This window comes from Caballeronia calidae (assembly GCF_900044055.2).
In the GTDB taxonomy this organism is placed as follows: domain Bacteria; phylum Pseudomonadota; class Gammaproteobacteria; order Burkholderiales; family Burkholderiaceae; genus Caballeronia; species Caballeronia calidae.
On record NZ_FCOX02000038.1, the window covers coordinates 29,952 to 56,211 of the forward strand.

A 26,260-nucleotide genomic window follows, 5' to 3' on the forward strand; every position below is an offset into this window, starting at 1 on the left:
CATCAAAACGGCGAGTTCGGGAAATAGAACTGCTTCGCGTTGTCCTTCGTGATGAGCACCGAAGGGATGATCGTCGTCGGCGGCAGCTTGTCGCCCTTCAGGCGCGCTTCGGCGGTCAGCTTGATCGCGTCGTAGATGAACTTCGGCGAATACGATACATCGGCCTTCACGCGCGGATCGCCATCCATGATGCGCTTCACCGCTTCCTTCGATCCCGCGCCGCCGAACACTTCCTTGATATCCGTGCGCTTCGCCTGATCGATCGCCTTCAGCACGCCGACCATCATGTCGTCGTCGGCGGCCCACACGGCGTCGATATGCTTGAAGCGCGTGAGATAGTCCTGCATCACCTTGAAGGCATCGTCGCGATTCCAGTTCGCGTACTTCGCATCGAGAATCTTGATGTCGGGATACTGCTTCATCACGCCTTCGAACGCGGTCCAGCGCTCGTTGTCGAGCGTCGTCGGAATGCCGCGCAGCGCGACGATATCGCCCTTGCCGTTCAGCGTCTTCGCGAGATACTCGGCGGGAATTCTGCCGAACGCGGTGTTGTCGCCGGCCACGTATGCATCCTGCGCGCTGGTGTCGGTGAGGCCGCGATCGACTACCGTCACATACACGCCCTTCTTCTTCACCTGCGCCACCGGCTGCGTGAGCGACGCCGATTCCTGCGGGAAGATCACGAGCGCATTGATCTTGTTCACCGTCACGAGATCCTGCAGCTGGTTCGCCTGCTCGGGCGCGCTCGCCGCCGTCTTCACGATAACCTTGAGATCCGGATGCGCCTTCTCCAGTTCCTTCTTCGCTTCGTTGGCCCACCACACGATGCCGCCCGTGAAGCCGTGGTCGGCCGTCGGAATCGCGACGCCGAGTATCACCTTGTCGGCTGCGAATGCGGACGACGATGCGACGGCGAACGCGCTGGCCGCAAGCGTGAGCGCGCCGAGCGCGCGAAGCATTTTCTTCATGACGATGTCTCCTTGTCTTGTTGAACTTCCGGCTATCGACGACCACGCTGCAAAAAGGCCACGACGACGATCACGGCGCCCTGCACCGCCGCGTTCAGATACACGCTGATGATGCTCGTGAGATTCAGGATGTTGTTGATGACGGAAAGCAGAATCGCGCCGATGACCGTGCCGATCACACGCCCTTCGCCGCCCTTCAGCGCCGTCCCGCCGACGACCACGGCGGCGATCGCTTCCAGCTCCCACAGGATGCCGGTGGTCGGCGTGGCCGATCCGAGGCGCGGCACGTACAGAATGGTCGCGACGGCGACGCACAGCCCGAGCAACACATAGGTGACGATCTTCACGCGATCCACGCGGATCGCGGCATAGCGCGCGACCTGCTCGCTCGAACCGATCGCCTGCACATGCCGTCCGTACACGGTGCGGTTCAGCACGAGCGCGCCGCCCGCCGCGACGATGAGAAACACCCAGATCGGCACCGGCACGTGCAGCACGCTCGCGTAATAGACCGGGCCGTACAGATCGACGAGCGAGTTGTCGAGCGTGAGCGCGCCGCCGTCCGCGAGCCACGTGAGCAGCGCGCGAAAGATGCCGAGCGTGCCCAGCGTGACGATGAACGGCTCGATGCGTCCCTTCGTCACGAGCAGGCCGTGCGCGAAGCCGAACAGCGCGCCGAGCAGCAGCGCGAGCACGATGCCGAGCGCGATGATCAGAAGCGGCGGCACCGCGTGACCATGAAAGCCCTGCAAAAGCCCGTTCATCATGTAGATCATGCTGCCCGCGATCAGCGCGGCCATCGAGCCGACGGACAGATCGATGCCGCCCGAGATGATCACGAAGGTCATCCCCACCGCGATGATGCCGATGAACGATGTACGCGTGAGCACGTTCATCGCGTTGTCGAAGGTGGCGAAGTCGCCGTTGAGCAAGGTGCCGCCGATGCACAGCGCGATCAGCCCGATCAGCGGCCCGACGCCGAACAGAAAGCGCGAAACGGCGGAAAGGCGGCTCTCGCTTTCGATGTCTTCAGTGTGTGCCGGTCGCATGCGCGATCAACCTCTCTTCGGTCAGAAGGTCCATGCCGAGCGTCGCGACGAGCTCGCCCGCGCGCATCACCGCGACGCGATGGCAGAGCCCGATCAGTTCGATCAGCTCGGATGAAATCACGATCACCGCGCGGCCTTCGGCGGCGAGCCGATGAATCAGGAAGTAGATATCGCGTTTCGCGCCGACATCGACGCCGCGCGTGGGTTCGTCGAGCACGATCACGCGCGGATCGGGATGCAGGAACTTCGCGAGCGCGAGCTTCTGCTGATTGCCGCCCGACAGCATGCGCGCGCGGCTCGACGCATTGCCCGTGCGAATGCCGAAGTCCTTCAGCGCAGTCGCAAGCGCACCGCGCTCCGCGCGCGTATCGACGAGCGGATGCGCGTAGCGCTCGAGCGTCATCATCGTGAGATTGTCTTTCAGCGCCATGTCGACGTGCAGGCCGCGACCCTTGCGGTCTTCGCTCAGATAGGTGATGCCGTGCTTCATCGCATCGCGCGGGCTCTTCAGTCTGATCGTTGCGCCATTGATCACGATGCGCCCCGCGCTCAGCGGCCGCAAGCCGACGAGCGCCTCGAACAGCTCCGTGCGTCCCGCGCCGACGAGCCCCGCGAAACCGAACACCTCGCCTTCGCGCACGCTGAAGCTCACGCCGTCCGCCCAGCCCGGCACCGATGCCTGCTCGATCTTCAACGCGACGGGCGCATCGTCGGCGAGCGCGGGCTTGGCCGGGAACATGTCGGAGACCTCGCGGCCGACCATCAGATTCGCCATCTGCTGACGCGTGAGCTCGTCGGTCGGCGCGCGCGCGACGAAGCGGCCATCGCGCATCACGATCACTTCGTCGGTGATGCGCTCGACTTCATCGAGCTTGTGCGAGATATAGACGATGGTCGTGCCCGCTTCCTTCAGACGCGCCATCAACGCGAACAGGCGCTGCGTCTCCGATGGCGTCAGCGTCGCGGTCGGCTCGTCCATGACGAGCAGGCGCGCATCGCGCAGCATCGCCTTCGCGATCTCGACGAGCTGCTTCTCCGCGACGATCAGATCGCGCACCTTCGTATCCGGATTCGTGTGCAGGCCGACTTCGCTCAATCGCGCGCGCGCGGCGTCGCGCATCGCGGGCTCGTCGAGAAAGAAGCCTTTCTTCAGCTCGTGCCCGAGGAACATGTTCTGCGTGATGCTCAGGTGATCCGCGAGATTCAGTTCCTGGTGAATCAGCACGATGCCCGCATGTTCCGCATCGCGCGAGCTCGTGAAGCTGCGCTCCCTTTCGTCGATATAAATCTCGCCCGCGTTCGCGCGCTCATAGCCCGCGAGTATCTTCATCAACGTCGACTTGCCCGCGCCGTTCTCGCCGAGCAATCCGTAGATGCGCCCCGGCGCGAGATCGAAGGTGACGCCGTGCAGCACGCGCACCGGCCCGAACTGCTTTTCGATGCCCTGAAAGCGCACGGCAAGGCTCATCGTCACGCGCTCCTTCGTTCGATGAGCCGATGCGGCAGCAGCACGCCCGGCACTTCCGCGCGCGGATCGCGCAGGCGTTTCAGCAGCAATTCGGCGGCGGTTTCGCCGAGCAGTTGCATCGGCTGGGAGACGGTCGTAAGCGGCGGATCGACATGCGCGGCCACGGCGATATCGTCGAAGCCGACGACAGCGACATCGTCGGGCACGGAAAAGCCCGCGCCGCGAAAGCCGTTCATCACGCCGATGGCGAGCGTGTCGGACACGGCGAACGCGGCGGTCGGCCTCGCGTCACCAAGCGCCGCGAGTTGCGCGGCTGCGCGTTCGCCGGCGTCGTAGTCGAGGCTGTCGAGCTCGATGAGCCACGCCGGGTTCGGCTCGATGCCCGCGTCCTTCAGCGCATCGCGATAGCCCGCGAGCCGCTGACGTCCATACAGATAGCCGTGCCCCGAGTTGATGAGCGCGATACGCCGATGACCCTTCGCCGTCAGATAGCGCACGACATCGCCCGCGGCGAGATGATTGTCGATGCCGACATACGGCACGCCGGCCGCCGGATCGAACTCGCAGCACGCGACCCACGGCAGCGCCGATGATTCCTCGGCAAGCGCCTTTTGCACGGCGGCGGGATCGAGACAGATCGCGCCGTCCGCGCGGCGTCCGCGCAGGAGATCGAAGTAGCTTCGCTCGCGCAACGGGTCCGCGCCGGTATCGCACAACAGCATGAAGTAGCCGTTCTGACGCGCGACGCTGTCGATGCCGCGCACGATCGCCGCATAGAACGGATTGCCGAAATCGGGGACCATCGTGAGCAGCAGGCGGCTTTCCGCCGTGCGCAGATTGCGCGCGAGCTCGTTGATGCGATAGCCGCTCGACGCGACCGCTTCGAGGACTCTCTCGCGCGTCGCCTCGCGAACGTTCGTGTGCCCGTTGAGCACGCGCGACACGGTGGCGACCGACACGCCCGCGCGCTCGGCGACGTCGGCAATCGATACTTCCTCGCGTGGACGAACCGTATCTGACATCGCTGAAACGTCGCTCGCGGCGATCGAGATGTAATGGATTACATTATTTGATCGTACGAGCCGCGAAGGCAACTGCAATCGACTAGGGAAAAACGCTTAAAGGGAAAAGTCGCGCGCATGTGTCGATCTCGTGCGATGTTGCTCGTCGTGGTGTCAGAGCGGCCGATGACGCTCGACACCTATACACTGATTTCGAGGAGCGATCCACATGCGATTCATGATGCTGATGATCCCGCGCGGCTACGAAAGCGCGGAACCGGGCGCGATGCCGAGCGCGGACGCCGTCGCCGCGATGATGAAGTACAACGAGGAACTGCAGAAGGCCGGCGTGCTGCTCGCGCTCGACGGGCTGCATCCGCCGTCGATGGGCGCGCGCGTCTCGTTCGAAGGCGGCAAGCCGCGTGTCACCGACGGCCCGTTCGCCGAGGCGAAGGAAGTGCTCGGCGGCTACTGGATGATCCAGGTGAAGTCACGCGAAGAGGCGATCGAATGGGCGAAGCGTTGTCCGGGCTCGGAGAACGAAGTCATCGAAGTGCGGCAGGTGCAGGAGATGGATGACTTCCCGCCCGATGTGCAGAAGGCCGCAGCGGGTTTCGACGAAATGCAGAAGGCGGTGAAAAAGTGAACGCGATGGCCGGCAGGCACACTGCCGGCCGTGTCGCTTAGCCGATGCTTTCCAGCGCCAGCGCGATCCCCTGACCGCCGCCGATGCACAGCGTCACGATCGCGCGCTTCACGCCGTCGCGGCGCATCGCGTGAGCGAGGCGCGTCGTGAGCACCGCGCCAGTCGCGCCAATCGGATGCCCATGCGCAATCGCGCCGCCCTCCACGTTGACGATCTCCTCCGGCACGCCCAGCGTCTTCGCCACGGCGATCGGCACCGCCGCGAAGGCTTCGTTGATCTCGAAGCGTTCCACGTCGCCGAGCGACCATCCCGCGCGCTGCAGCGCCTGCCGAACGGCGGGAACCGGCCCGAGCCCGAACAGGCCCGGCTCTACCGCCGCCACGCCGAACGCCGCGAGCCGCACGAACGGTGCGATGCCGCGCGCCTCTGCTTCGTCGCGGCTCGTCACGATCATCGCCGATGCGCCGCTGTTCAGACCGGGCGCATTGCCCGCCGTGATCGTGCCGTCGGGGCGGAAGGCGGGACGCAGCTTCGCGAGCGTCGCGAGGGTCGTGTCGGGGCGCGGCTGCTCGTCGCGCGCGAACGCGACGGTTTCACGCCCCATCTTCACGTCGATGCCGACGATCTCCGCATCGAACGCACCGTCCTTCTGCGCCGCCGCGAACAACTGCTGCGAACGTTCGGCCCATCGGTCCTGCGCTTCACGCGTGATATCGAGCTTCGTCACGAGGTCTTCCGTGTGCCAGCCCGAATGCTCGCCGGAGAACGCATCGACGAGGCCGTCGCGCAGCATGCTGTCGTAGATCTGCGCATTGCCCATCCGATAGCCGCGACGCCCGCCATCGAGCAGATACGGCGCGCGATCCATGTTCTCCATGCCGCCCGCGATGGCGAGCTTCGCCACGCCCGCCGCGATTTCCGTCGCCGCCGTCGCGATGGCCTGCGCGCCCGACCCGCACACGCGATTCACCGTCAGCGCGGGCACCGATACCGGCACGCCGCCGCCGACCGACGCCTGCCGCGCCGGATTCATGCGATTGCCCGCCTGGATCACGTTGCCGAACACGACCGTATCCACCGATGCCCGATCGAGCGCCGAGCCCGCGCGCCGCAGCGTTTCCGCGATCGCGGCGGCGCCGAGATCGACGGCCTGCGTGTCCTTCAGCGCGCCATTGAACGCGCCGATCGCCGTGCGCACCGGATGACACAGCACAATCTCCTGAGAAAACATGTCGATGCCCCCGTTAGCGCGGAATGCCGGTGAGATAAAGCGGCGCGTCGGTGGAAAGCGACTGCTTGACGGCGCGGCCGGTGTCATCGACGAGGACTTCTTCCTGGTTCTTCTCGACCGCGGCGAGCACTTCGTTCACCACGTGCGCCGGCGTCGACTTCGGCGCGGTGACTTGCGCGGTCATGTCGGTGTCGATGTAGCCGGGATGCGCCGCCACCACGAGCGTGCCCTGCACGCGCAACTCCTCGCGCAGTGCGTTGGTCGCGGCCCACGCCGCCGCCTTCGAGATGTGATACGCGCCGCCCGCCGGCAGCGAGACCCAGCTCAGCACCGACAAGATATTGATGACCGCGCCGCCGCCGTTCTTCTTCAGCACGGGCGCGAACGCCTGGGTCAGCGCAATCGGGCCGAAGGTGTTGATCTCGAGCAGATCGCGGATGCCCTGCGTCGATGTCGCATCGACGACGAGCCCGCGCGTCGTCACGCCCGCGTTGTTCACGATCACGTCGACGTCGGTGTACGTGGCGGCCGCTTCGGCGATATCGGCGGCGTCGGTCACATCGAGCCGGATCGCCTCGACGCCCGGAATATCGACGCTCTTCGGATCGCGCGCGGCCGCATACACCTTCGCCGCGCCCGCTTCGAGCAGCGATTTCGCGAACTGTTTGCCGAGACCGCGATTCGCGCCGGTCACGAGTACCACTTTTCCTTTGATCTGCATGCTGTGCTCCATCAAACTGTGCATATGCACTAATAAGGTCGAACAAAAGGCCCGCGCATGGCGGGCCTGCTGTGCTCCACTCACTCCATCGTCGTCAGTTCGAACAGCGATTTGCGCAATGCCTTCGCGCGTTTCTCGCCGAACTTGGCCTCGAACTCCGCCTGCGCCGTGCGCCATTGCGCCGACGCCTTCGCGAGCGTATCGCGGCCCGACGCCGTGAGCCGCAGACCGACCGCGCGCGAACTCGCCAACTCCTGAGCCGCCTCGACGATGCCGTCGCGCTGCAAGGGCTTCAACGCACGCACGAGCGTCGTGCGGTCCATGACCATCGATTCGGACAGCTCGGCCATCTGCACGCCCGGCTTGCGTCCGATCGCGGCGATGATCGTGAACTGCGCCGCCGTGATGCCGACCACGTTCAAATGCCGCTCGTACAGCTGCGACACATAGCGCGCGGCCTGACGGATCGCGAAACAGTTGCAGTCGAGAGGAGAAGAGTTGGAATTCATGTGTCGCAGCATATGAGTGCATATGCACTTTGTCAAGCCGCGAAATTCCAATCGATGCGATAGGCGCGCGGCGGGAATGGTCGGGAATCGTCGCGCGCGGCCGGGCGGCAAAATGCGCGAAGCCGCTTCGGGCGTGCGCTGCGGACGCATCGGGCCTATGCCGAAATCCGCATCCGACGCGCGACTTAACACCAAGACGCGGCGAATTTGGTTTCCTAAATTGCGCATGTCCGCTGCCTGTGCCGGGCCGCGCGCGAAGCGGGTGCTTACTTCATCGGACGATCGAGGGTATGCCCGTCTTGCCGGCACTGAAACGGTCATGTTCCGTTCGATTGCCAAACCAAAATGGAGAGGAAACCATGCGCATCCGTACCAAACCTTTGGCATTGCTGGTGGCATGCGCCACGGCCGCCCTTGGCGTTGTGCCTTTCGCGGCGAGCGCCGACGAATTGCCGGTGAAAGTGGGCTTCGCCGCGCCGCTCACGGGCGCGAATGCGGGTTACGGGAAGGACCTTCAGAACGGCGTGCAGCTCGCGCTCGACGAAGCCAACGCGAAGAAAATCAGCATCGGCGGCAAGACGGCGAAGTTCGAGATTCGCGCGGAAGACGATCAGGCCGACCCGCGCGTCGGCGTGCAGGCGGCGCAGAAGCTCGTCGACGATGGCGTGGTCGTCGTCGTCGGACACTTCAATTCGGGCACGACGCTGCCCGCCTCGCCGATCTACAACAGTGCCGGCATTCCGACGATCGACCCCGCCGCGACCAATCCGACCATCACGACGCGCGGCCTCGAAAACATGTTCACGGTGATTTCGAGCGACGCGCAGAACGCGGGCAACGCCGGCGTCTACGCGGTGACGACGACGAAGGCGAAGCGCATCGCGATCATCGACGACCGCACGGCCTTCGGTCAGGGCGAGGCGGACGAGTTCGAGAAGGCCGTGAAGGCGAAGGGCGGCACGATCGTCACGCGCGAATACAGCGACAACCAGACCGTCGATTTCAGCGCGCAACTCACGCGCATCAAGGCGACCAACGCGGATCTGATCTTCTTCGGCGGCCTCGACCGGCAGGCGGCGGCGGTCGTCAAGCGAATGAAGCAGCTCGGCATGAACGCGCAGTTCGTGGGCGGCGGCGGCGTGATGGACGCCGATTTCCTCAAGCTCGCCGGCGACGCCGCCGAGGGCGCGCAGGCGTGGGAATACGGCAGCCCGCTCGACAAGCTGCCCGCAGGCAAGGCGTTCAGCGACAAGTTCCAGAAGCGCTTCGGCGTGGCCATCCTGTCGTACGCGCCGTTCGGCTATGACGCCGCGTGGGCCGCCATCCACGCGATGCAGAAAGCCAATTCCATCGATCCGAAGGTGTACCGGACGGTCTTGAAGTCGAACCAGTTCGAAGGCATCACCGGGCCGATCGCGTTCGAGAGCAACGGCGCGCTGAAGAACGCATCGTCGACGCTGTATCAGGTCAAGAACGGACAGTGGGAATCCGTCGTGACCAAGCACGGCATGTGATGACGGTTCAGGCCTGCGCCGCGTGCGTCCGGGCCTGAAGCCGCTCGCGGGTCGTCGCGGCCTCGTCGCCGAGCCATTGCACAAACTGCTGCAAGGCCGGCGACGGCGCGGGCCGCTCCGGATATACGAGGTAATACGCCGCGCCGCTCGGCACGCACAACGGGAACGGCGCGATCACGCGCTTCGCGCGCAAGTCTTCCTCGATCAGCGAGACATCGCCGATCGTCACACCCAAACCCTGCATCGCCGACGATATCGCGAGATCGAGCGTGTCGAAATGCTGGGCTTTCGTCGACGGCAGCCCCGCGTAGCCGTAGGCCCCGAGCCACAACAGCCAGTCGCGGCGGTCGCGCGTGGGATGCAGCAGCGTCTCGCCGGCGAGATCGTCGGGCGTCGGCGCGGCGTGCTTCTTCGGCTTCCATAACTCGGGCGCGCAGACGGGCGTCAGCACTTCATCGAACAGATGATGCGCGCTCACACCCTTCAACGACGGCGCCGCGCCGAAGACGACCGCCGCATCGAACTGCTCCGCGTCGAACTCGACGCCGTGCGACACCGACGCCGTCACCTCCACCACCAGCTCCGGCCGCTCGTTCTGCAGACGGATGACGCGCGGCAGCACCCAGCGCATCGCGCAGGTCGGGCACTTCACGCGCAGAATGCCCGATTGCGCGCCGCCTTTCGCGAGCGCATCGTCGATATGCGCGAACGCCTGCTGCAAGGGCGCGACGAGCAGCGCGCCGTGATGCGTCAGCGCGAGCCCGCGCGCCTGCCGTGTGAACAGCGCATAGCCGAGATGCGCCTCCAGCCCGGCGATCTGCCGGCTGACCGCGCCCTGCGTCACGTTCAGCACTTCGGCCGCGCGCGTGAAATTCAGCTTCTGGGCGACGACCAGAAAGGTTTTGAGCACGTCGAGCGAAGGAAGGGGTTTCATCGGGTTTTTCGCATGTAGCCATGATCTGCAAGCATGGCTAGTATGACAAAGTTTCGATTGTCCGCGCTTTATTGCTGCGGTTGAATCATCGGCAGCCATAGCCGAACCGCAATCCCCGGAGACACCCGCCGTGCAAAGCGCCTGCATTCCCGAGTCGAAGCTGCCGAACGTCGGCACGACCATTTTCACCGTCATCGGCCAGTTGGCCGAGGAGCATCACGCGCTCAACCTGTCGCAGGGCGCGCCGAACTTCGCGTGCGATCCGAAGCTCGTCGAAGGCGTCGAGCGAGCCATGCGGGCAGGACATAACCAGTACTCGCCGATGTCGGGCGTGCTCGCGCTGCGCGAGGCGATCGCCGTGAAGACGCAGAAGCTCTACGGCGCGACCTACGACCCGGGCACGGAAATCACCGTCGTCGCGAGCGCGAGCGAAGGCCTGTACGCGACGATCAGCGCGCTCGTGCATCCCGGCGACGAGGTCATCTACTTCGAGCCTTCGTTCGACAGCTACGCGCCGATCGTGCAGTTGCAAGGCGCGAAGCCCGTCGCGATCAAGCTGTCGCCGGAAGATTTCCGTATCGACTGGGACGAAGTCGCCGCCGCGATCACGCCGCGAACGCGCATGATCCTCGTCAACACGCCGCACAATCCGACCGGCAGCGCGTTCACGTCCGCCGACATCGAGCGGCTCACCGCCCTGACGCGCGACACGAAGATCATCGTGCTGTCGGATGAGGTCTACGAGCACGTCGTGTTCGACGGCGCGCTGCATCAGGGCATGGCGCGTCATCCGGAACTGGCCGAGCGCAGCGTGATCGTGTCGTCGTTCGGCAAGTCGTATCACGTGACGGGCTGGCGCGTCGGCTACTGTCTCGCGCCCGCGGCGCTGACGGCCGAGATCCGCAAGGTCCACCAGTTCATGACCTTTTCCGCCGATACGCCGATGCAGATGGCCTTCGCCGAGGCGCTCGCGGACGAATCGAGCTATCTGAATCTCGGGCCGTTCTATCAGCACAAGCGCGATCTGCTCGCGGAATCGCTGAAGGGCTCGCGCTTCGAACTCTTGCCGAGCGCGGGCAGTTTCTTCATGCTGGCGCGCTACGACGCGATCTCGAACGAAAGCGACAGCGACTTCGTGCTGCGTCTGATCCGCGAGGCGCGCGTCGCGACGATTCCGCTGTCGGCGTTCTACACCGACGGCACCGACAACCGCCTGATCCGTCTTTCCTTCGCGAAGGACGACGACACGCTCGTCGAAGGCGCGCGCCGCCTTCGTTCGATCTGACGATTTTTCCGCCTTTTCTGGAGACCAACACGATGAAACTCAACCACATCGCCAGCGCATTGCTCGTCGCGTGCTCGTTCGCGAGCGGCGCGGCGCTCGCCGCCGATACGCTGCGCTTCGGCCTGGAAGCGCAATATCCGCCGTTCGAGTCGAAGTCGTCGACTGGTGAGCTGCAAGGGCTCGATATCGACGTCGGCAATGCGGTGTGCGCCGCCGCGAAGATGCAGTGCAAGTGGGTCGAGACCTCGTTCGACGGCCTGATTCCCGCGCTGCAGGGCCGCAAGTTCGACGCGATCAACTCGGCGATGAACGCGACCGAGCAGCGCCGCCAGGCGATCGATTTCACGACGGTCGTGTATCGCGTCCCGACGCAGCTCATCGCGAAGAAAGGCAGCGGGCTCGAGCCGACGTCGGCGTCGCTCAAGGGCAAGAGTGTCGGCGTGCTGCAAGGCTCGATTCAGGAGACGTTCGCGAAAGCGCACTGGGAAAACGAAGGCGTGAAGGTCGTGCCGTATCAGGACCAGAACCAGGTGTACGCGGATCTGAAGTCCGGCCGTCTCGATGCGACGCTCGTGCTCGCGCCGGCGGGACAAAGCGGTTTCCTGTCGAAGCCGGATGGCGAAGGTTATGCGTTCGCCGGCGCGCCGGTGCGCGACGACAAGATTCTCGGCAGCGGCATCGCGTACGGCGTGCGTAAAGGCGACGATGCGCTGAAGGCGAAGCTCAACGCGGCGATCGACAAGGTCAAGGCGGACGGAACCATCGACAAGTACGCGAAGAAGTATCTGGGGAATATCGATATTTCGGCGAAGTAAGGCTGCGAATGCGCGGCGGTCACGCTGCCGCGCATACCGCACATCACAGCTGGAGAAAGGCGCGGATTGCGAACTTCGCCGCGTCGAGTTCCTCGTCGGTGACCGTCTCGCCCTTGAAGGACAGTTCCCGATCGACGTGACTCCAGCTGCGAATCTGATCGACCAGTGCCACGCCGGGTCGCTTCAGGCTCGTAATCGGCACCTCGGTTTCCCATCCGCGAATGGACGAGGTGATCGGCAATCCGGTAAAGCGCCCGGTGATCTCGTTCATCACGACGTCCGAGATCACGAGCACCGCGCGATACCCGTCCTGCTCGTTCCCCTTCGATGGACCGACGTGTAGCCGCACTACGTCGCCGGCATCCGGAATCCCGTGTTTCATTCGAAACCCTCGCGCGTCGGATCTGCGGGACCGCCCCACTCGTCGCCGACGGGATCGCCGAAATCGATCTCCTCGTGCCGCTCGAGTTTGCCCTCGCGAAACTGCTGAATGAGCCGTTCGCGCGAAAAACGCCGGATCGCCCGGTGCGGCCGCACGATAACGCGGCCATCCTCGACTTCTACATGCACTTCCTGCCCCTCCTCCAAAGAAAGCTCGCTTGCGATATTCGCAGGGATGCGCACGGCGAGGCTATTGCCCCAACGTTTTAGGATTTGCTTCGGCACGACGGCTCTCCGGGACGTTGATACATATCGATACATCGATCGTATTGCCCGTAAATCAACGTGTCAACGCGTATATACATTTCTCGAAGTGATCCAACGCCTCGCCCTCGTCCGTTCGGCCGTGCAGCTTTTTTTGAGCACGGGCACACTGGCGGCTTGACCTTCTTCGGCCGCGGCGCGCCCGTCGCGATAGTGCGGCCTCGAGCATGGAAGCCGCATGAGCACGCCGACGAAGCCCGCTCCCGCCGCCGCACCGCCACCGCCGCTCGAAGGCGGCCAGCTCGTCCTCGCCACCTTCGCAGTGGCGCTCGCGACCTTCATGAACGTGCTGGATTCGTCGATCGCCAATGTCGCGATTCCGACGATCTCCGGCAATCTCGGCGTGTCCGTCAACGAGGGAACGTGGGTCATCACCGTGTTCGCCGCGTCGAACGCCGTGTCCATTCCGCTGACCGGATGGCTCACGCAGCGGCTCGGCCAGGTGCGCCTTTTCGTCGGCGCGATTCTGATGTTCGTGCTGTCGTCGTGGCTGTGCGGCCTTGCGCCGAACCTGCCGGTGCTGCTGCTCGCCCGCGTGCTGCAGGGCGCGGTGGCCGGGCCGCTGATTCCGCTGTCGCAGGCAATCCTGCTCGGCTCATATCCGAAAGAGAAAGCGTCGATGGCGCTCTCGCTCTGGGCGATGACCGCGACCGTCGGCCCGATCGCCGGCCCCGCGCTCGGCGGCTGGATCACCGACAGCTATTCGTGGTCGTGGATCTTCTACATCAACATTCCGGTGGGCCTCTTCGCCGCGGGCGTGACGTGGCTCATCTACCGCGAGCGCGAGTCGCCGACGAGGAAGGCGCCCATCGACGTGATCGGCCTTTTGCTGCTCGTCTCGTGGGTCGCGTCGCTGCAGATCATGCTCGACAAGGGGCGCGACCTGGACTGGTTCTCGTCGCCGTTGATCGTCGTGCTGGCGATCGTCGCGGCGATCGCGTTCGCCTTCTTCGTCGTGTGGGAATTGACGGACCCGAACCCCGTCGTCGATCTGCGGCTCTTCACCGGGCGCAATTTCTTCGGCGGCACGGTCGCGATTTCGGTCGCGTATGGCGTGTTCTTCGGCAATCTCGTGCTGCTGCCGCAATGGATGCAGCAGTATCTGAACTACCGCTCGGTCGATGCAGGGCTCGTCACCGCGCCGCTCGGCATTTTCGCCGTGGTGCTCGCGCCCGTGATGGGCAAGGTGCTGCCGCGCAGCGACGCGCGCATCATCGCGACGGCGGCCTTCGTCGGCTTCGCGTTCGTGTTCTGGCTGCGCTCGAAGTATGTGATCGAGATCGACACCTGGCATCTCGTGCTGCCGACGCTCCTGCAAGGCATCCCGATGGCGATGTTCTTCGTGCCGCTCACGGCGATCGTGCTGTCGGGCTTGCCGCCGTCGAAGATTCCGGCGGCCGCGGGCCTGTCGAACTTTGCGCGGGTGTTTTGCGGCGCGGTGGGCACGTCGCTCGCGGGCAATGCCTGGGATGACCGCATCGCGCTGCACCACGAGCGGCTTACCGAGCAGGCGAATATCTATAACCCGGCGTTCCTGCAATCGCTCGGGCTTTCGCAATCGGCGCTCGATGTCGGCGAGGCGCAGGCGCGCGGGATGTTCAATTTCACCGTCAACTCGCAAGCCGCGATGATGGGGCTCAACGATATCTTTCTGATCTCGGCGGTGATCTTCATTCTGATCATTCCGCTGATATGGATTACGAAGGTGGTGAAGGGTGGGGGCGGTGGAGCGGCGGGGGCGCATTGACGATTCGGGGTGCGCGCCACCGCCGAACACTCAACTCTTGGGCGTAAGAAAATAGATCGGCGTCAGGGGCATGCGAGCGCGCGCTTTATCGTCGAGCTTGCCGTAGAACTGGATCCAAAGGTCGATCAGGCGCTCGGAATCAATCAGCGTGATCTTCCGCCGCTCCTGATTGCGGGCAAACGCTTCGGCGTCGCGAGTAAATCCGCCTGTCGAGACGAAGAGGCCGACGTCGTCCTCGTTGACGATTGCGATAAATGACCGGAGGCCGTCCGTGTCAACGCGTTGTCCGACGCGCTTGACTTGAACCTTGATGCGGGGCGGACGTGTCCCGAGCGGGTCGGTGTTGGCAATGATGTCCACACCGCCATCTCTGCCCGGCGGAGAAACCCAGCCGATGTGATAACCCATGGCCCTCAGCAAATCTGCGACGAGGTCCTGAAAATCGTACGGCGGCATTTTGCGCAGATGCTGCTCGATCTCGGTCCACGCCTGCTCTTCCGCTTGTTCGAAAGTCACGCTGGTGGTCTTTTCTTCGACCTCGAGCAAGGTCTCGTTCGTCTCGCTCGGCGCGGATGTCTCTCCCGGTTGAGATGCCCGCCATTGCGCGTATAGGCGGCAGGCTTCGCGATAGAACTCGGTGGGATCTTTGAACTGCTCGGTGGCGGCCAGTCCTTCGTCCGTGACAGTCCATATTCCCTTGTGCTTGAGCATCCAACCTGCTTTCACGCAATCGACTGTTGCGAATCTCACGATCTTGTCGAAGCGTGGCGCGCCGGATGCTTCATATATTCCCGACTCGTACGCAGAAAGCGAAAAATGCCCGCGCAACTTCTCGAGCGCTAGTCCCGCTTGAATACCTTCCGGGTGGAGCCTCAGGATTTCAAATAGCTTCTTGAGAAACGCGCCCGTGCGCTGCCTCGTAATTTCTGCCATTGCTTTTTCTTGTCAATCAGACGACCGTCGTCCGCCGCACAACATTATTGCAAGTGACTCATCGGACACCAAGAAGACATCCCGAATTCTGCTTTGCGTAGCAGCGTCGACTCGCGCCGCCGGCCCGCGCATCAGTCCGGATAAAATCCGACATCAAGCACGTCTTCCATAAGCCACGGACAAACCTCGGGCAGTTCGGCGATACCGATTTCCATCTCGTTGGCCGCGAGTTGACTGGCATCGCCCCACATATCGGCGATCCAGTCTTCGTCGGCAAGCATCGGCCTCAGACTCGGCGTTTTTCTGAGCCTGCGCTCGATGGCGCCACGCTGTGTTCGAATGGTATTCGACCAACTGGTTCCGCGTCGCCCTGGCTGAAACTTCCACTTCAACAAATGCGCGAGCAGCACGGCCATCCTGCTCGCAAACTCCCTCTGCTCACTCTTGCCCACGTCCTCGATTTCCTCTGCGATATGCTCGATATCGATGGACGCAAGTTTCCCCGCACGCAGTAACGCGGCCTGTTCTTCGGCCCACGCCACCACGTCCTTCTCATAAGGTGTTCCCATCGGCTGATTCCCGTCCTCTTCCTGATTCCCGGTATCGCCGATATTAGTTTGCATTCCTTTACGCATACAGATCGTCCAGACGGCTAACCCCGCTCACTTCAACCCAAGTTCCACGCGCGAACCCGCGCCCTTGTCCTTGATATCGTCGGCGCTCATCTTCGGTGCGACGACGAAAATCCGCTTGCTGTCGATCTTGCCGTCGAAATACTCCTGCACCGCCTGCGCGCGACGCTGCGCCAGATCGCGCAACGAGCCTTCATCCACCGGCGCGTTCTTCGTCAGCGCGGCCTTCATCTCTTCATCGGGCAATGTCTTCGTCATGCCCACGAAGTTGGTCGGCTTCTTGAAGTCCGTCGATTTGTAGACCTTCGTCAGATACTTGTCGTAGTCGGCATCCGAAACCTTGATCGCGTTCCAGTCCACGCTCTCGCCGTTGCTCGACATGTCGCGCACCTTCGCGCGCTTCACCTGACTATCCACCCACGCGGCGCGCAACGCCGGTTCGTCCGTCTTCGGATCGACACGGCCTGTCACGTCCACACGCACCGAAGGCTTGTCCGTCAGCGCCTTCGCGATCGTATCGAGCTTCTTCTGCGCGGCATCGTTCAGCGTGGCCGATCCCGCGTCGAACTCGATGTAGTTGAGGTCCTCGCCGCTGCCGCCGCCGAACGCATGCGCGAGCAGCGTGAACGGCGCGGTCACCGCCTTCTGCACGAGGTTCAGAATGGCCTGCCACACCAGCCCGCCGATCGAAAACTCCGGATTATCCAGCGAGCCGGAAATGGGAATGTTCACATCGATCTCGCCGCGCGAGTTCTTCAGCAGCGACACGGCCAGCCGCACCGGCAGCTTCGTCGCGGTCGGATTGTCGATGTGATCGCCGAAGGTCAACTGATCGATGAACAGATGGTTGTTCGCCGTGAGCTTGTTGTCGGCGAGCATGTAATGCAGATCGACGTTGAGCTTGCCCTTCGTGATCGGATAGCCCGCGTATTTCGACGAATACGGCGTGAGGTTGGTCAGCTCGACGCCGTGTGCGCTCGCCGTCAGATCGAGCGCGGGCTTCTCGATCAGCGGATTGACCTGACCCTTGATCGACACCGGCCCGTTCGCTGCGAGCTTCGCCGATACATCGACGGGCGCGGGCGTCGTCGAATGCGTGCCGAACGCGCCGATCGTGCCGTTGATCGCGACGAGATTCGCCGTGTAGTTCGGCTTGATGAAGTTGTCGGTGTAGCTCACGCGGCCGTTCTGCAGCACGAGCTGACCGAAACGCATATTGACCGGCGGCGCGGACTGCTCCGCGGCCTTCGCGGGCGATGAAGCGGGCGCGGGCACCTCCGCGGTCTTGGTCTTCTCCTTCGTGACCGGCTGCGTGGTGCCGCTTTCGTTCGCCACCACGCCCTTCAGGTTCAGCCGCCCTTGCGAATCCAGCAGCACGCGGCCATAGAAATTCGCGAAGGTCACGCGCGCCGCCTCGACATCCGTGCCGCGCTCGCCGTAGTTCACTTTCACGTTCGAGAGGCCGAGCAGCTTCCAGCCCGCGAAGCGGTCGTTCGTGAGCTTGTCGATCATGCGCACGTCGGTGAGAGACACGTCGCCCTTGTACGTGGCGGCGAGCGTCTTGCCGCTGCCCGACATCGCGACATCGCCGTTCGCGTTCAGATACGCGCTCTGCACGTCGACGTTGAGCTTGTCGCCGAAATACGGCTCGAACGCGGACGCGTCCACCTGGTCGCCCTTCACGTGCAGCGCGAGCTTCAGCGGACTGACCGTGACATTGCCGCCGATCGCGAGCGCGCCCTTCCCGTTCAACGTGAGCTTGCCGTCGACGGCGAGCGGCTTCGTCAGATCGTCGCTGAACTGCTTCACGCTCACCGCGAGCGGCGCGACGCGCAGCTTGAGCGGCCGCGCGGGCGTTTCGTCCGTGATATTGGCCGATGCATCGGCGAGCGAAATCTGTCCGATCTGATAACGCCACGCCGGCCCCGCCGCCTGCGCCTTCTGGATCTTGCGCGTCGCGGTCTGCTCGGGCGCGGCCTCGTGCGGACCGGCGAGCGCGGCGAGATCGATGCTGCCGTCCTTGCGGCGCGTCGCATCGAGCGCGAGGCCGCTCAGTTGCACGCTGTCGAGCGCGGCGTTGCGGCCGGGCACGTCGATCTTGCCGATCTTCGCCACCGCCGACGCGAGCTTGATCGGCGCGCTTCCGCCCACATCAGGCACGAGCGTGAGCGCATCGAGTTGCACATCGCCCGCGCCGACCTGAACGCCGCCTTCCGGCTTGCTCCAGTCGACGGACACCGGCAGATTCGCGCCGAGCGTGCCGCTCGTCACGCGCGCGGCCATCACGTTCGCGAGATACGGTTGAAACGGCGACAGCGCGAGCGCCTTCAACGCGAGCTTCGTGTCGGCGGTTTTCGCGGCGAGCGTCACGCTGCCCGATGCATCGAGCGCGCCGCCCTTGTCGAACGCGGTCTTGAGCGTGTATTTCGCGGGCGTCTTCGCGAGCGTCGAGAAGCCGTCGAGCGTCACCGCGATACCTGTGAGCGCGCCTTGCACGCGCGCTTTCAGCAACTGGTCGTCGAGGCCGATCCTGCCGTCGCTGATGGCCAGATGGCGGATGGCGAGGTCGAGCGGCGGCATCTCCTTCTTCGCATCGTCCGCCTTCGTTTGCGCCTGCGCCGGCGCGGGCCCGGCGAGCTTCTGCACGTTCAGCACGCCGGACGGATCGCGCGCGAGATGCACGTCCGGGTTCGACAGCGTGATTTCATCGAGATGGTAAATATCGCGCAGCGGCTCCGCGTTCGCGATCTTCACATGCAGCGCGCGGGCGGCGACGAGCGGCGCGTTCGCTTTATCCGTGACGGCAAGATCGGCGAGATCGGCAGTGCCGTCGATGCGGATCGTCGGCGTATCGCCCGAGATCGCGAAGCGCACGTTGAGGTCGGTCGAGAGCTTGCCGCTCTTCACCGCGACGGGCACCGAAGCCGGCGCGTAGGACGCCATCTGCGGCACGTCGAGGCCGTCGAGCGACAGCGCGACTTCCGATTCGCGCGACTGCGAGAACGGCTTCGTGCGGCCCTTCACGACGAGCGGCGAGCCGTCGATGCGCGCCTGCAGCAGCGGCGTCACGAAGATATCGGTGGCGGAAGGCAGCGTCGCGATGAACGGAATGCCGAGCGCGAAGCGATCGATCACGTGCTTTGCCTTCAGAAGCCTGTCATCGAACGTGATCTGGCCGTTCTCGAGCCGGATGTTCGACACCGAGAAGCGCGCGGGCTTGTCCGAAGGCGGCGACGATGGCGTCGAGAATTTCGCGATCAGATCGGAGAAATTGAAATGCTCGCCGTCGAAGCGCACGACACTGATGCGCGGCGAATCGATCTTCACTTCGTTGACGACCGGCGCGAGCCTGAAGACCGACGACCACGACGTACGCACGACGAGCCGCGACACATCGACGAAGCTGCCCGGACTGCCCGGCGCCTTCGCGAGATTCGCGGGCGACTCGCCGATATGCACGTCATTGGCTTCGAGATCGAGCGTGTAGGGATTGAGCGAAATGCGCCCGATGCTGACGGGCCGGTCGAGCTGCTTCGAGATCTGCTGCTCGGCGATATGCCGGACGACCGGCGGCGCGACGAAAAACCCGAGCACGCCGATGACGAGTATCGCGATGAGCACGCCGATGAAGATGCGCCGCGTGCGACGCGCATGCACGACGCCGCGCAGTGTCTGGCCGGCGGAGGCAAGAGAAGACTTGGTGATGCTTGACATTCGATGCGCGGCGACGAGCCGCCCGTATGAGCGCCGCCCGAGCTTCGCCGTCCTGGGAAAGATGATGTCCGAGTATACGACGGCAAGGCGCGCAAACGTTATGCCATACGTGCATCAAAAGCATGAAGGCCGCGAAAAAACGCGGCCTTCATGTTTCGATTCGCTGCTTTCGTGCAGCCGGCTCACTGCCGCTCGACGGGCGGCGGCGCCCACGAGCCATCGCTCGCCTGCGACTTCGGCGCGTAGAGACGCATCGCGATCTGGAATTCGCCTGCCGGCGCGGGCAGCCAGTTCGATGCCTGCGCGCGTGCCGGCGGCTTCGCCGACACGATCACGTCGACGGAGCCATCGCGATTCTTCCTGAGACGATCGCGATCGGACAGCGACAGACGCGGGAGCTTCCCGTCCGCGAGCACGCCGTCCTTCGTGTAGGCCGTGATCGTCCAGAAGCCGCGCACCGGCGGAAGCTGGTCCGGCGCGAAGTGCAGCGTGTACTGGTTCGCACCGTTGAGCGGGTGGCCTTCGCTGTCCACGCGCGCGACGGGCTTCACCTCGCCTTCCTTCGTGCTCGTCGCGGTCTGCTGGCGCGCGAGATACGCGCGCAGCGTGTAGTCCGTGCCATAGACGCCGACGCCATCGGTGAACCAGGTCCAGCCATGCTTCGTGATCGCGTTCGACGGCACCGTCGCCAGGCGCTCGCGCGCATCGGCGAGGCCCGAATCGAGCAGCGGCGCATCGGTCTTCTGGAACTGCACCGGCTCGCCGGGCTTCACGCCGAGTTCGGCGAGCTGGCTCATCGCGTGGCTGTCGTCAGTGGCGGCGGGATTGTCGTCGAGCGAGCGGGCGAGGCGCGCGAAGAACGCGTTCGCATCGAGCGCCTCGGCCTGCGCGCCCGGCGTGGCGGCCGCGAGCGCGTCGGAAAGCGGCGGCACCGCGGGCTGCTTCGCGCTGTTCGCGCCCCACGCGCCGGCGACGACGGGCGTCGGATCCGACACGGAACCTTTCTCGGGCGTGAGCGTGTCAATGCGCATCGCGGTCTGCAGCTTGCGCGCCTCCTGCACGTCGCGCGGGCCGTTCACGCGCACGCGCACCGACAGCCACACATAGCGCGTGCGCGTCTCGACGCGCGTCGCGTTGGCGGGCAGCGTGCCGGTCCAGCCCGCGGGCACGAACGCGATCAGCTGCATCTTCGGATACGGCGTCGTGTCGGCGCTGGAATAGAGCGCGTTGGTCCACGCATCGAACGCGCGGGCGTCGAGATAGCGGCCGCGCGGCGCGGCGGGCAGCGAGACGATCACGGGATCGGCGGAGACATCGAGCCACGCGGACGATTCGAGCGTGTCGACGCTCGGCGATCCGGCCGCGCCCACGGGCGGCAGCGCGTTCGCATGACGGAAGGTATTGAGCGGCGCCAGGCCGGGCTGCCCGGCGCGGCCGCTCGCGCGCTCGCGCGCGATATCGGTGGCGACGAGCGGAAAGCCGAACGTATAGGCATCGGCGACCTGGTTTTTCACCCAGCCGGCGGTGCTGGGCGCTTTCGCTTCGGGCGCCTTCGTGGCGCAGCCGGCCAGAACGGCCATGCCCGCGAGGCTCGCGCTCATCCAGATCGCGGCATCGCGCGGGAGCGTCCAGCGTCGGTTGTTCTTCATTCGAATTTGAAATCCGGTTTTCTTTCGATTGGGTTGCCGGCAGATCGACAGGCGTATCGACGGCCGGCAGGCTCGCGAGCGGGTTCATCGCCGCATCGGGGCCCCAGGCGGCGCACCGCGAGCATGATGTCGAAGTTCGGGTTTTAACTTATCCGCTGACTATAGGCAAGCGAAGCGCACAAAAGCTTGCCGACGTTTCGAAGAATGCACCAGATGCCGCCTAAAAGCACGGTATGACGTGCATTCCGCGTCTCGCGTAACATCGGCTCGTAGCATTCGATGGTCCAACCTTTACGAGTCCGCCCGATGTATTTGCCCGCCCATTTCGAAGAAAACCGCGCGGAAGCCCTGCACGCGCTAATCGCCGCGCATCCGTTCGGCGCGCTCGTCACGCACGGTCCCGATGGTCTCGACGCGAATCACGTGCCGTTCGAGTTCGACGCCGCCGCGGGCGAGCACGGCACGCTGCGCGCGCATGTGGCGCGGGCGAATCCGGTGTGGCGCGACGTCCGGACCGGCGCGGACGTGCTCGTGATCTTCCAGGGCGAGCACGGCTATATCTCGCCGACGTTCTATCCGAGCAAGCAGGAGACACATCGCCAGGTGCCGACGTGGAACTATCTCGTCGTCCACGCCCACGGCCGCATCACCGTGCGCGACGACGAAGCCTACGTGCGCGGCGTCGTCGCGCGGCTCACGCGCAAGATGGAAGCGGGCGAGCGCGCGCCGTGGAAGATGGGCGACGCGCCGCGCGATTTCATCGATCAGATGCTCTCGGCGATCGTCGGCATCGAGATTGAGGTGACGCGGCTCGTCGGCAAGGCGAAGCTGTCGCAGAACAAGTCCGACGCCGATCGCATCGGCGCCGTGAAGGGCCTGCGCGAGCGCGGCGGCGACGCGGCCGATGCGCTCGCCGACGCCATGGCCGGCGCGCTGAACGGCGCGCCGCGCGACTGATTGCGCGACTGATTGCGCGATCGCACGGCGCCGTTCGCGCCGCGCTTGACCTTCCAATCATTGGAAGGCCGATACTGGTGTCCGTGAGGGATCTTCGCGATCCCGGCCAGACCGGAGCGTTTCAGCATGTCCACAGCATCGACCGACAATCCCAGAACCGCGGAGCTCGCCGTGAGCGGCATGACGTGCGCGTCGTGCGTCGCGCGCGTCGAAAAAGTGCTCAGGCGCGTGCCCGGCGTCGAGAGCGTCGCAGTGAATCTCGCCACCGAAAAGGCGACCGTGCACGCGAGCGCCGCCGTCACCGACGATCAGCTCGTCGCGGCGATCGCGAAAGCGGGCTACGAAGCCGCGCCGATTCTTCCCGAAGCGCCGCCCGCCGCCCCGGCTTCGGCCTCGCAGGCGTTCGATCGCGAGCTCGCGTCCGTCGTCGTTTCCGCCCTGCTGACGTTGCCGCTGCTCGTGCCGATGTTCGGCGCGACGCTGAACCCGTGGCTGCAGCTCGCGCTCGCGAGTGTCGTGCAGTTCGGTTTCGGCGCGCGCTTCTATGTCGGCGGTTATCGCGCCGTGCGCGCGTTCGCGGGCAACATGGATCTGCTCGTCGCGCTCGGCACGTCGGCGGCGTGGGGCCTGTCCGTCTGGCAGATGTTCGCGCACGGCGGCATGACGGAGCATCTGTTCTTCGAGGCGTCGGCGGTCGTCATCACGCTGGTGCGCTTCGGCAAATGGCTGGAGGCGCGCGCGAAACGCCAGACCACCGACGCGATCCGCGCGCTCAACGCGCTGCGGCCGACCCGCGCGCGCGTGCGCGATCGAAACGATCCGGCGCGCGAGCGCGACGTGGCGCTTGCGGACGTGCGCGTCGGCGATATCGCCATCGTGCGGCCAGGCGAGCGCGTACCGGTGGACGGCATCGTGCGCGAGGGCCGCACGCACATCGACGAATCGCTGATCACGGGCGAAAGTCTGCCCGTGGCGAAAGAACCGGGCGCGCGCGCGACCGGCGGCTCGATCAACGGCGAAGGCGTGATCGCGATCGAAACCACGGCGATCGGCGCGGAAACGACGCTCGCGCGCATCATCCGGCTCGTCGAATCGGCGCAGGCGGAGAAAGCGCCGATCCAGCGGCTCGTCGATCGCGTGTCGGCGGTGTTCGTGCCGGCGATTCTCGCGATCGCGTTCGTCACGCTCGCCGGCTGGCTGCTGCACGGCGCGGACGTCGAAACGGCGCTGCTGAACGCCGTCGCGGTGCTCGTGATCGCGTGCCCGTGCGCGCTCGGCCTCGCGACGCCGACCGCGATCATGGCCGGCACCGGCGTCGCGGCGCGTCAGGGCATTCTCATCAAGGACGCGCAGGCGCTCGAAGAGGCGCATGCGATCAAAATCGTCGCGTTCGACAAGACCGGCACGCTGACCGTCGGCAAGCCGAGCCTCGTCGCGTTCGATGCGGCGCCGGGCCAGGATCGCGACCAAGCGCTCGGGCTCGCCGCCGCCGTGCAGCGCATGAGCGAGCATCCGCTGGCGAAGGCCGTCGTGGCCGTCGCGAACGACGCGCCGCGTTTCGATGCGAGCGCCGCGCGGGCGGTCGCGGGGCGCGGCGTCGAGGCGAGCGTCGGGGCGCGGCGCATCGCGATCGGCAGCGCGCGGTGGCTCGCGGAACTGAATCTCGACGTGCCGCCGACGCTCGCCGCGCGCGCCCGCGAACTCGAAGCGCAAGGGAACACGATCTCGTGGCTGATCGATCTCGACGGCGCCGTGCTCGCGCTGCTCGCGTTCGGCGATACGGTCAAGCCGACGGCGCGCGCCGCCATCGAACGGCTCGCGCGAATGGGCGTCAAGAGCGCGCTCGTCACGGGCGACAACGAAGGCAGCGCGCAGGCCGTCGCGCGGGCGTTGGGCATTCCGCCGGATCTCGTGTTCGCGCAGACGCTGCCCGACGACAAGGCGCGCGTCGTCGGGCAACTGAAGGCATCGGGCAAAGGCATCGTGGCGATGGCCGGCGACGGCATCAACGACGCGCCCGCGCTCGCCGCCGCCGATGTCGGCATTGCGATGGCGAGCGGCACCGATGTCGCGATCGAGGCGGCCGGCCTCACGCTGATGCGCGGCGATCCGGCGCTCGTCGCGGACGCGATCGACATCTCGCGGCGCACGTACCGCAAGATCCAGCAGAACCTCTTCTGGGCGTTCGTCTACAACCTGATCGGCATTCCGCTCGCGGCGGCAGGCTGGCTCGATCCGATGTTCGCGGGCGCGGCGATGGCGTTCTCCAGCGTGAGCGTCGTGACCAACGCGCTGCTGCTGCGCACGTGGCGCGCTCAGGCGGGCGCGGTGGACGAAGCGCGCGCCGGCAAGCCGATCACGCGGCCGGCGTAACGCGCGTCCTTGGCGGCGACGGTCGGCTCGGCGGCGATGCGCGCGGCGATGTCCTCATCGAACGATGCGGACTTCGGCGCGCCGCTCGAATCGATGTGCATCAACATCTGTTCGCACGCGGACACCGGGTCCGCGGCATCGCCCTCGAACATCTCCATATATAGATGGATGCGTTTCCTGTCGTGCGCGATCACCCGCCATTCGACGCGCACCGCCGCGCCCTCCTTGATCTCGCGCAGATAGCTGATGTGCGCTTCGAGCGTGTAGAGCGTGCGCTGGCGCGCGCGGCGGCCCGCCTCGTCGAGACCGATGCGGTCCATGAACGCATCGGTCGCGAGGCTGTAGATCAGCATGTAGAACGCATCGCGCAGATGGCCGTTGTAGTCGACCCATTCCGGCTTGACCGTGTCGCGATAGCTCATCGTGGTTCCTCGTCGTTCCGTTAGTCTTCGATGCCGTGACGCGCCTTCGCGGCGGCGATCGCCTCGATCACGCTCGCGATGCAGTCGTCGCGATACCGCTCCAGCTCCTTGATGCCGCGCCCGTTCGTCTGCTTCGACGTGCCGTCGACCACGCGGTCGATGAGTTCGTCGGTCAGTTTCGGCGCGACGAGTTTCGTCCACGGCAATTCGAGCGCGGGGCCGAACTGCTGCATGAAGTGTCGCATGCCCGCTTCGCCGCCTGCCAGCGTGTACGTGAGGAACGTGCCCATGAACGACCAGCGGATGCCCGCGCCGTAACGGATGGCGTCGTCGATCTCGCCGGTCGTGGCGACGCCCTCGTTCACGAGATGCAGCGCCTCGCGCCACAGCGCTTCGAGCAGCCGGTCCGCGATGAAGCCCGGCACTTCCTTTCGCACGCGCAAGGGCCGCATGCCGATGGATGCATAGAAGCTCATCGCCGAGTCGATCGCATCGCCTGACGTCTTGTCGCCGCCGAGCACTTCGACGAGCGGCAGCAGATACACCGGATTGAACGGATGCCCGACGACGCAGCGTTCCGGATTCACGGCGCGCGCGTAGAAATCGCTCGGCAGGAGGCCCGACGTCGACGACGCGATGATCGCATCCGGCTTTGCCGCGCGGCTCACGCGCTCGTGCAGCGCGAGCTTCAGATCCTCGCGCTCGGGCGCGCTTTCCTGGATGAAGTCCGCATTGGCGACGCATTCCTCGACGGTCTCGACGAAGCGCAACCTTTGCTGCGACGCGCCTTCGGCCAAGCCGACGCGTTCCAGCGCGGGCCACGCATTCGCGACGTTCGCGCGAAGCTGCGCCTCGGCGCCGGGCGCGGGATCCCACGCGGTGACGTCGAGTCCATGCGCGAGAGCGCGCGCCACCCAGCCGCTGCCGATCACACCCGCGCCGAGCGCGGCGAATTGCTTGACTTGCATGTCGTGATGTCCTTGTTGG

23 protein-coding genes are annotated in these 26,260 nt (G+C 65.2%); 7 read left to right on the top strand and 16 right to left on the bottom strand.

Translation table 11 applies throughout. The features are described 5' to 3' along the window. Window positions 1-2: 2 nt before the first annotated feature. Genes AWB78_RS28010 through AWB78_RS28025 form a run of 4 tightly spaced genes read right to left on the bottom strand, consistent with a single transcriptional unit; the run spans window position 3 to window position 4,507 of the window. Window positions 3-968 (bottom strand): substrate-binding domain-containing protein, encoded by a 966-nt coding sequence (locus AWB78_RS28010; RefSeq protein WP_062609392.1) that lies wholly within the window; start codon window positions 966-968, stop codon window positions 3-5. 32 nt (window positions 969-1,000) lie between these two features. Next, window positions 1,001-2,017, bottom strand: a complete 1,017-nt coding sequence (locus AWB78_RS28015; protein ID WP_062609394.1) for an ABC transporter permease — start codon at window positions 2,015-2,017, stop codon at window positions 1,001-1,003. After that, a complete protein-coding gene (locus AWB78_RS28020) occupies window positions 1,998-3,485 on the bottom strand; it encodes a sugar ABC transporter ATP-binding protein (protein ID WP_062609396.1) in 1,488 nt (495 codons plus the stop codon). Before AWB78_RS28020 ends, AWB78_RS28015 begins: the two co-directional genes overlap by 20 nt. A gap of 2 nt (window positions 3,486-3,487) precedes the next feature. Beyond that, the gene (locus AWB78_RS28025; protein ID WP_062609398.1) at window positions 3,488-4,507 is read right to left on the bottom strand and encodes a LacI family DNA-binding transcriptional regulator; all 1,020 of its coding nucleotides are present in this window, start codon (window positions 4,505-4,507) and stop codon (window positions 3,488-3,490) included. 208 nt (window positions 4,508-4,715) lie between these two features. Between AWB78_RS28025 and AWB78_RS28030 the strand changes: the two genes are divergently transcribed. Continuing rightward, entirely contained in the window at window positions 4,716-5,132 is a 417-nt protein-coding gene (locus AWB78_RS28030; RefSeq protein ID WP_062609401.1) for a YciI family protein, read from the top strand. 37 nt (window positions 5,133-5,169) lie between these two features. Here the strand turns inward: AWB78_RS28030 and AWB78_RS28035 are convergent, their stop codons facing one another. The 3 genes from AWB78_RS28035 to AWB78_RS28045 form a co-directional block, all read right to left on the bottom strand. Beyond that, a complete protein-coding gene (locus tag AWB78_RS28035; RefSeq protein WP_062609403.1) occupies window positions 5,170-6,363 on the bottom strand; it encodes a thiolase family protein in 1,194 nt (397 codons plus the stop codon). A 13-nt stretch (window positions 6,364-6,376) separates the two neighbouring features. Continuing rightward, window positions 6,377-7,084, bottom strand: a complete 708-nt coding sequence (locus AWB78_RS28040; protein WP_062609405.1) for an SDR family oxidoreductase — start codon at window positions 7,082-7,084, stop codon at window positions 6,377-6,379. An 80-nt stretch (window positions 7,085-7,164) separates the two neighbouring features. Beyond that, complete coding sequence (locus tag AWB78_RS28045; protein ID WP_062609470.1) at window positions 7,165-7,593, bottom strand: MarR family winged helix-turn-helix transcriptional regulator; 429 nt, start codon at window positions 7,591-7,593, stop codon at window positions 7,165-7,167. 359 nt (window positions 7,594-7,952) lie between these two features. Here AWB78_RS28045 and AWB78_RS28050 point away from each other — a divergent pair, with 359 nt between their 5' ends. Continuing rightward, window positions 7,953-9,107, top strand: coding sequence for a branched-chain amino acid ABC transporter substrate-binding protein (locus AWB78_RS28050; protein ID WP_062609407.1), 1,155 nt, complete (start codon window positions 7,953-7,955; stop codon window positions 9,105-9,107). Window positions 9,108-9,114: 7 nt separating this feature from the next. On the opposite strand, the gene AWB78_RS28055 is transcribed toward AWB78_RS28050, so the two are convergent. Beyond that, window positions 9,115-10,041, bottom strand: coding sequence for a LysR substrate-binding domain-containing protein (locus tag AWB78_RS28055; protein WP_062609410.1), 927 nt, complete (start codon window positions 10,039-10,041; stop codon window positions 9,115-9,117). Window positions 10,042-10,171: 130 nt separating this feature from the next. Between AWB78_RS28055 and AWB78_RS28060 the strand changes: the two genes are divergently transcribed. Continuing rightward, on the top strand, window positions 10,172-11,326 hold the full coding sequence (locus AWB78_RS28060) for a methionine aminotransferase (protein WP_062609411.1): 1,155 nt from the start codon (window positions 10,172-10,174) through the stop codon (window positions 11,324-11,326). Window positions 11,327-11,358: 32 nt separating this feature from the next. Further along, window positions 11,359-12,141, top strand: coding sequence for an ABC transporter substrate-binding protein (locus AWB78_RS28065; protein ID WP_062609413.1), 783 nt, complete (start codon window positions 11,359-11,361; stop codon window positions 12,139-12,141). Between the two features lie 43 nt (window positions 12,142-12,184). Here the strand turns inward: AWB78_RS28065 and AWB78_RS28070 are convergent, their stop codons facing one another. Together AWB78_RS28070 and AWB78_RS28075 are read right to left on the bottom strand one after the other, a co-directional pair. After that, a complete protein-coding gene (locus AWB78_RS28070; protein WP_062609415.1) occupies window positions 12,185-12,523 on the bottom strand; it encodes a type II toxin-antitoxin system PemK/MazF family toxin in 339 nt (112 codons plus the stop codon). Continuing rightward, on the bottom strand, window positions 12,520-12,807 hold the full coding sequence (locus AWB78_RS28075; RefSeq protein ID WP_082883442.1) for an AbrB/MazE/SpoVT family DNA-binding domain-containing protein: 288 nt from the start codon (window positions 12,805-12,807) through the stop codon (window positions 12,520-12,522). Before AWB78_RS28075 ends, AWB78_RS28070 begins: the two co-directional genes overlap by 4 nt. A 217-nt stretch (window positions 12,808-13,024) precedes the next feature. Here AWB78_RS28075 and AWB78_RS28080 point away from each other — a divergent pair, with 217 nt between their 5' ends. Then, complete coding sequence (locus tag AWB78_RS28080; protein ID WP_062609419.1) at window positions 13,025-14,593, top strand: DHA2 family efflux MFS transporter permease subunit; 1,569 nt, start codon at window positions 13,025-13,027, stop codon at window positions 14,591-14,593. A 30-nt stretch (window positions 14,594-14,623) separates the two neighbouring features. Here AWB78_RS28080 and AWB78_RS28085 read toward each other — a convergent pair whose 3' ends face one another. From AWB78_RS28085 to AWB78_RS28100, 4 genes are all read right to left on the bottom strand, one after another. Continuing rightward, complete coding sequence (locus AWB78_RS28085; RefSeq protein WP_062609422.1) at window positions 14,624-15,526, bottom strand: restriction endonuclease; 903 nt, start codon at window positions 15,524-15,526, stop codon at window positions 14,624-14,626. 131 nt (window positions 15,527-15,657) lie between these two features. After that, window positions 15,658-16,095 carry a DUF29 domain-containing protein gene (locus AWB78_RS28090; RefSeq protein WP_062609472.1) on the bottom strand — a complete coding sequence of 146 codons (438 nt, stop codon included), beginning with the start codon at window positions 16,093-16,095 and terminating at the stop codon, window positions 15,658-15,660. Window positions 16,096-16,188: 93 nt separating this feature from the next. After that, window positions 16,189-19,872: a DUF748 domain-containing protein gene (locus tag AWB78_RS28095; protein ID WP_062609424.1), complete on the bottom strand. Its 3,684-nt coding sequence runs from the start codon at window positions 19,870-19,872 to the stop codon at window positions 16,189-16,191. Window positions 19,873-20,054: 182 nt separating this feature from the next. After that, window positions 20,055-21,521 (bottom strand): DUF1254 domain-containing protein, encoded by a 1,467-nt coding sequence (locus AWB78_RS28100; RefSeq protein WP_062609426.1) that lies wholly within the window; start codon window positions 21,519-21,521, stop codon window positions 20,055-20,057. A 306-nt stretch (window positions 21,522-21,827) separates the two neighbouring features. Here AWB78_RS28100 and AWB78_RS28105 point away from each other — a divergent pair, with 306 nt between their 5' ends. Next, window positions 21,828-22,478 carry an FMN-binding negative transcriptional regulator gene (locus AWB78_RS28105; protein ID WP_062609428.1) on the top strand — a complete coding sequence of 217 codons (651 nt, stop codon included), beginning with the start codon at window positions 21,828-21,830 and terminating at the stop codon, window positions 22,476-22,478. A gap of 126 nt (window positions 22,479-22,604) precedes the next feature. Next, window positions 22,605-24,851 carry a heavy metal translocating P-type ATPase gene (locus AWB78_RS28110; RefSeq protein ID WP_062609430.1) on the top strand — a complete coding sequence of 749 codons (2,247 nt, stop codon included), beginning with the start codon at window positions 22,605-22,607 and terminating at the stop codon, window positions 24,849-24,851. Here the strand turns inward: AWB78_RS28110 and AWB78_RS28115 are convergent. Further along, on the bottom strand, window positions 24,794-25,273 hold the full coding sequence (locus AWB78_RS28115) for a thioesterase family protein (RefSeq protein WP_062609431.1): 480 nt from the start codon (window positions 25,271-25,273) through the stop codon (window positions 24,794-24,796). The two genes, AWB78_RS28110 and AWB78_RS28115, sit on opposite strands and share 58 nt — an antisense overlap. 20 nt (window positions 25,274-25,293) lie before the next feature. Beyond that, window positions 25,294-26,241 (bottom strand): L-carnitine dehydrogenase, encoded by a 948-nt coding sequence (locus tag AWB78_RS28120; RefSeq protein ID WP_062609432.1) that lies wholly within the window; start codon window positions 26,239-26,241, stop codon window positions 25,294-25,296. Window positions 26,242-26,260: the final 19 nt, after the last annotated feature.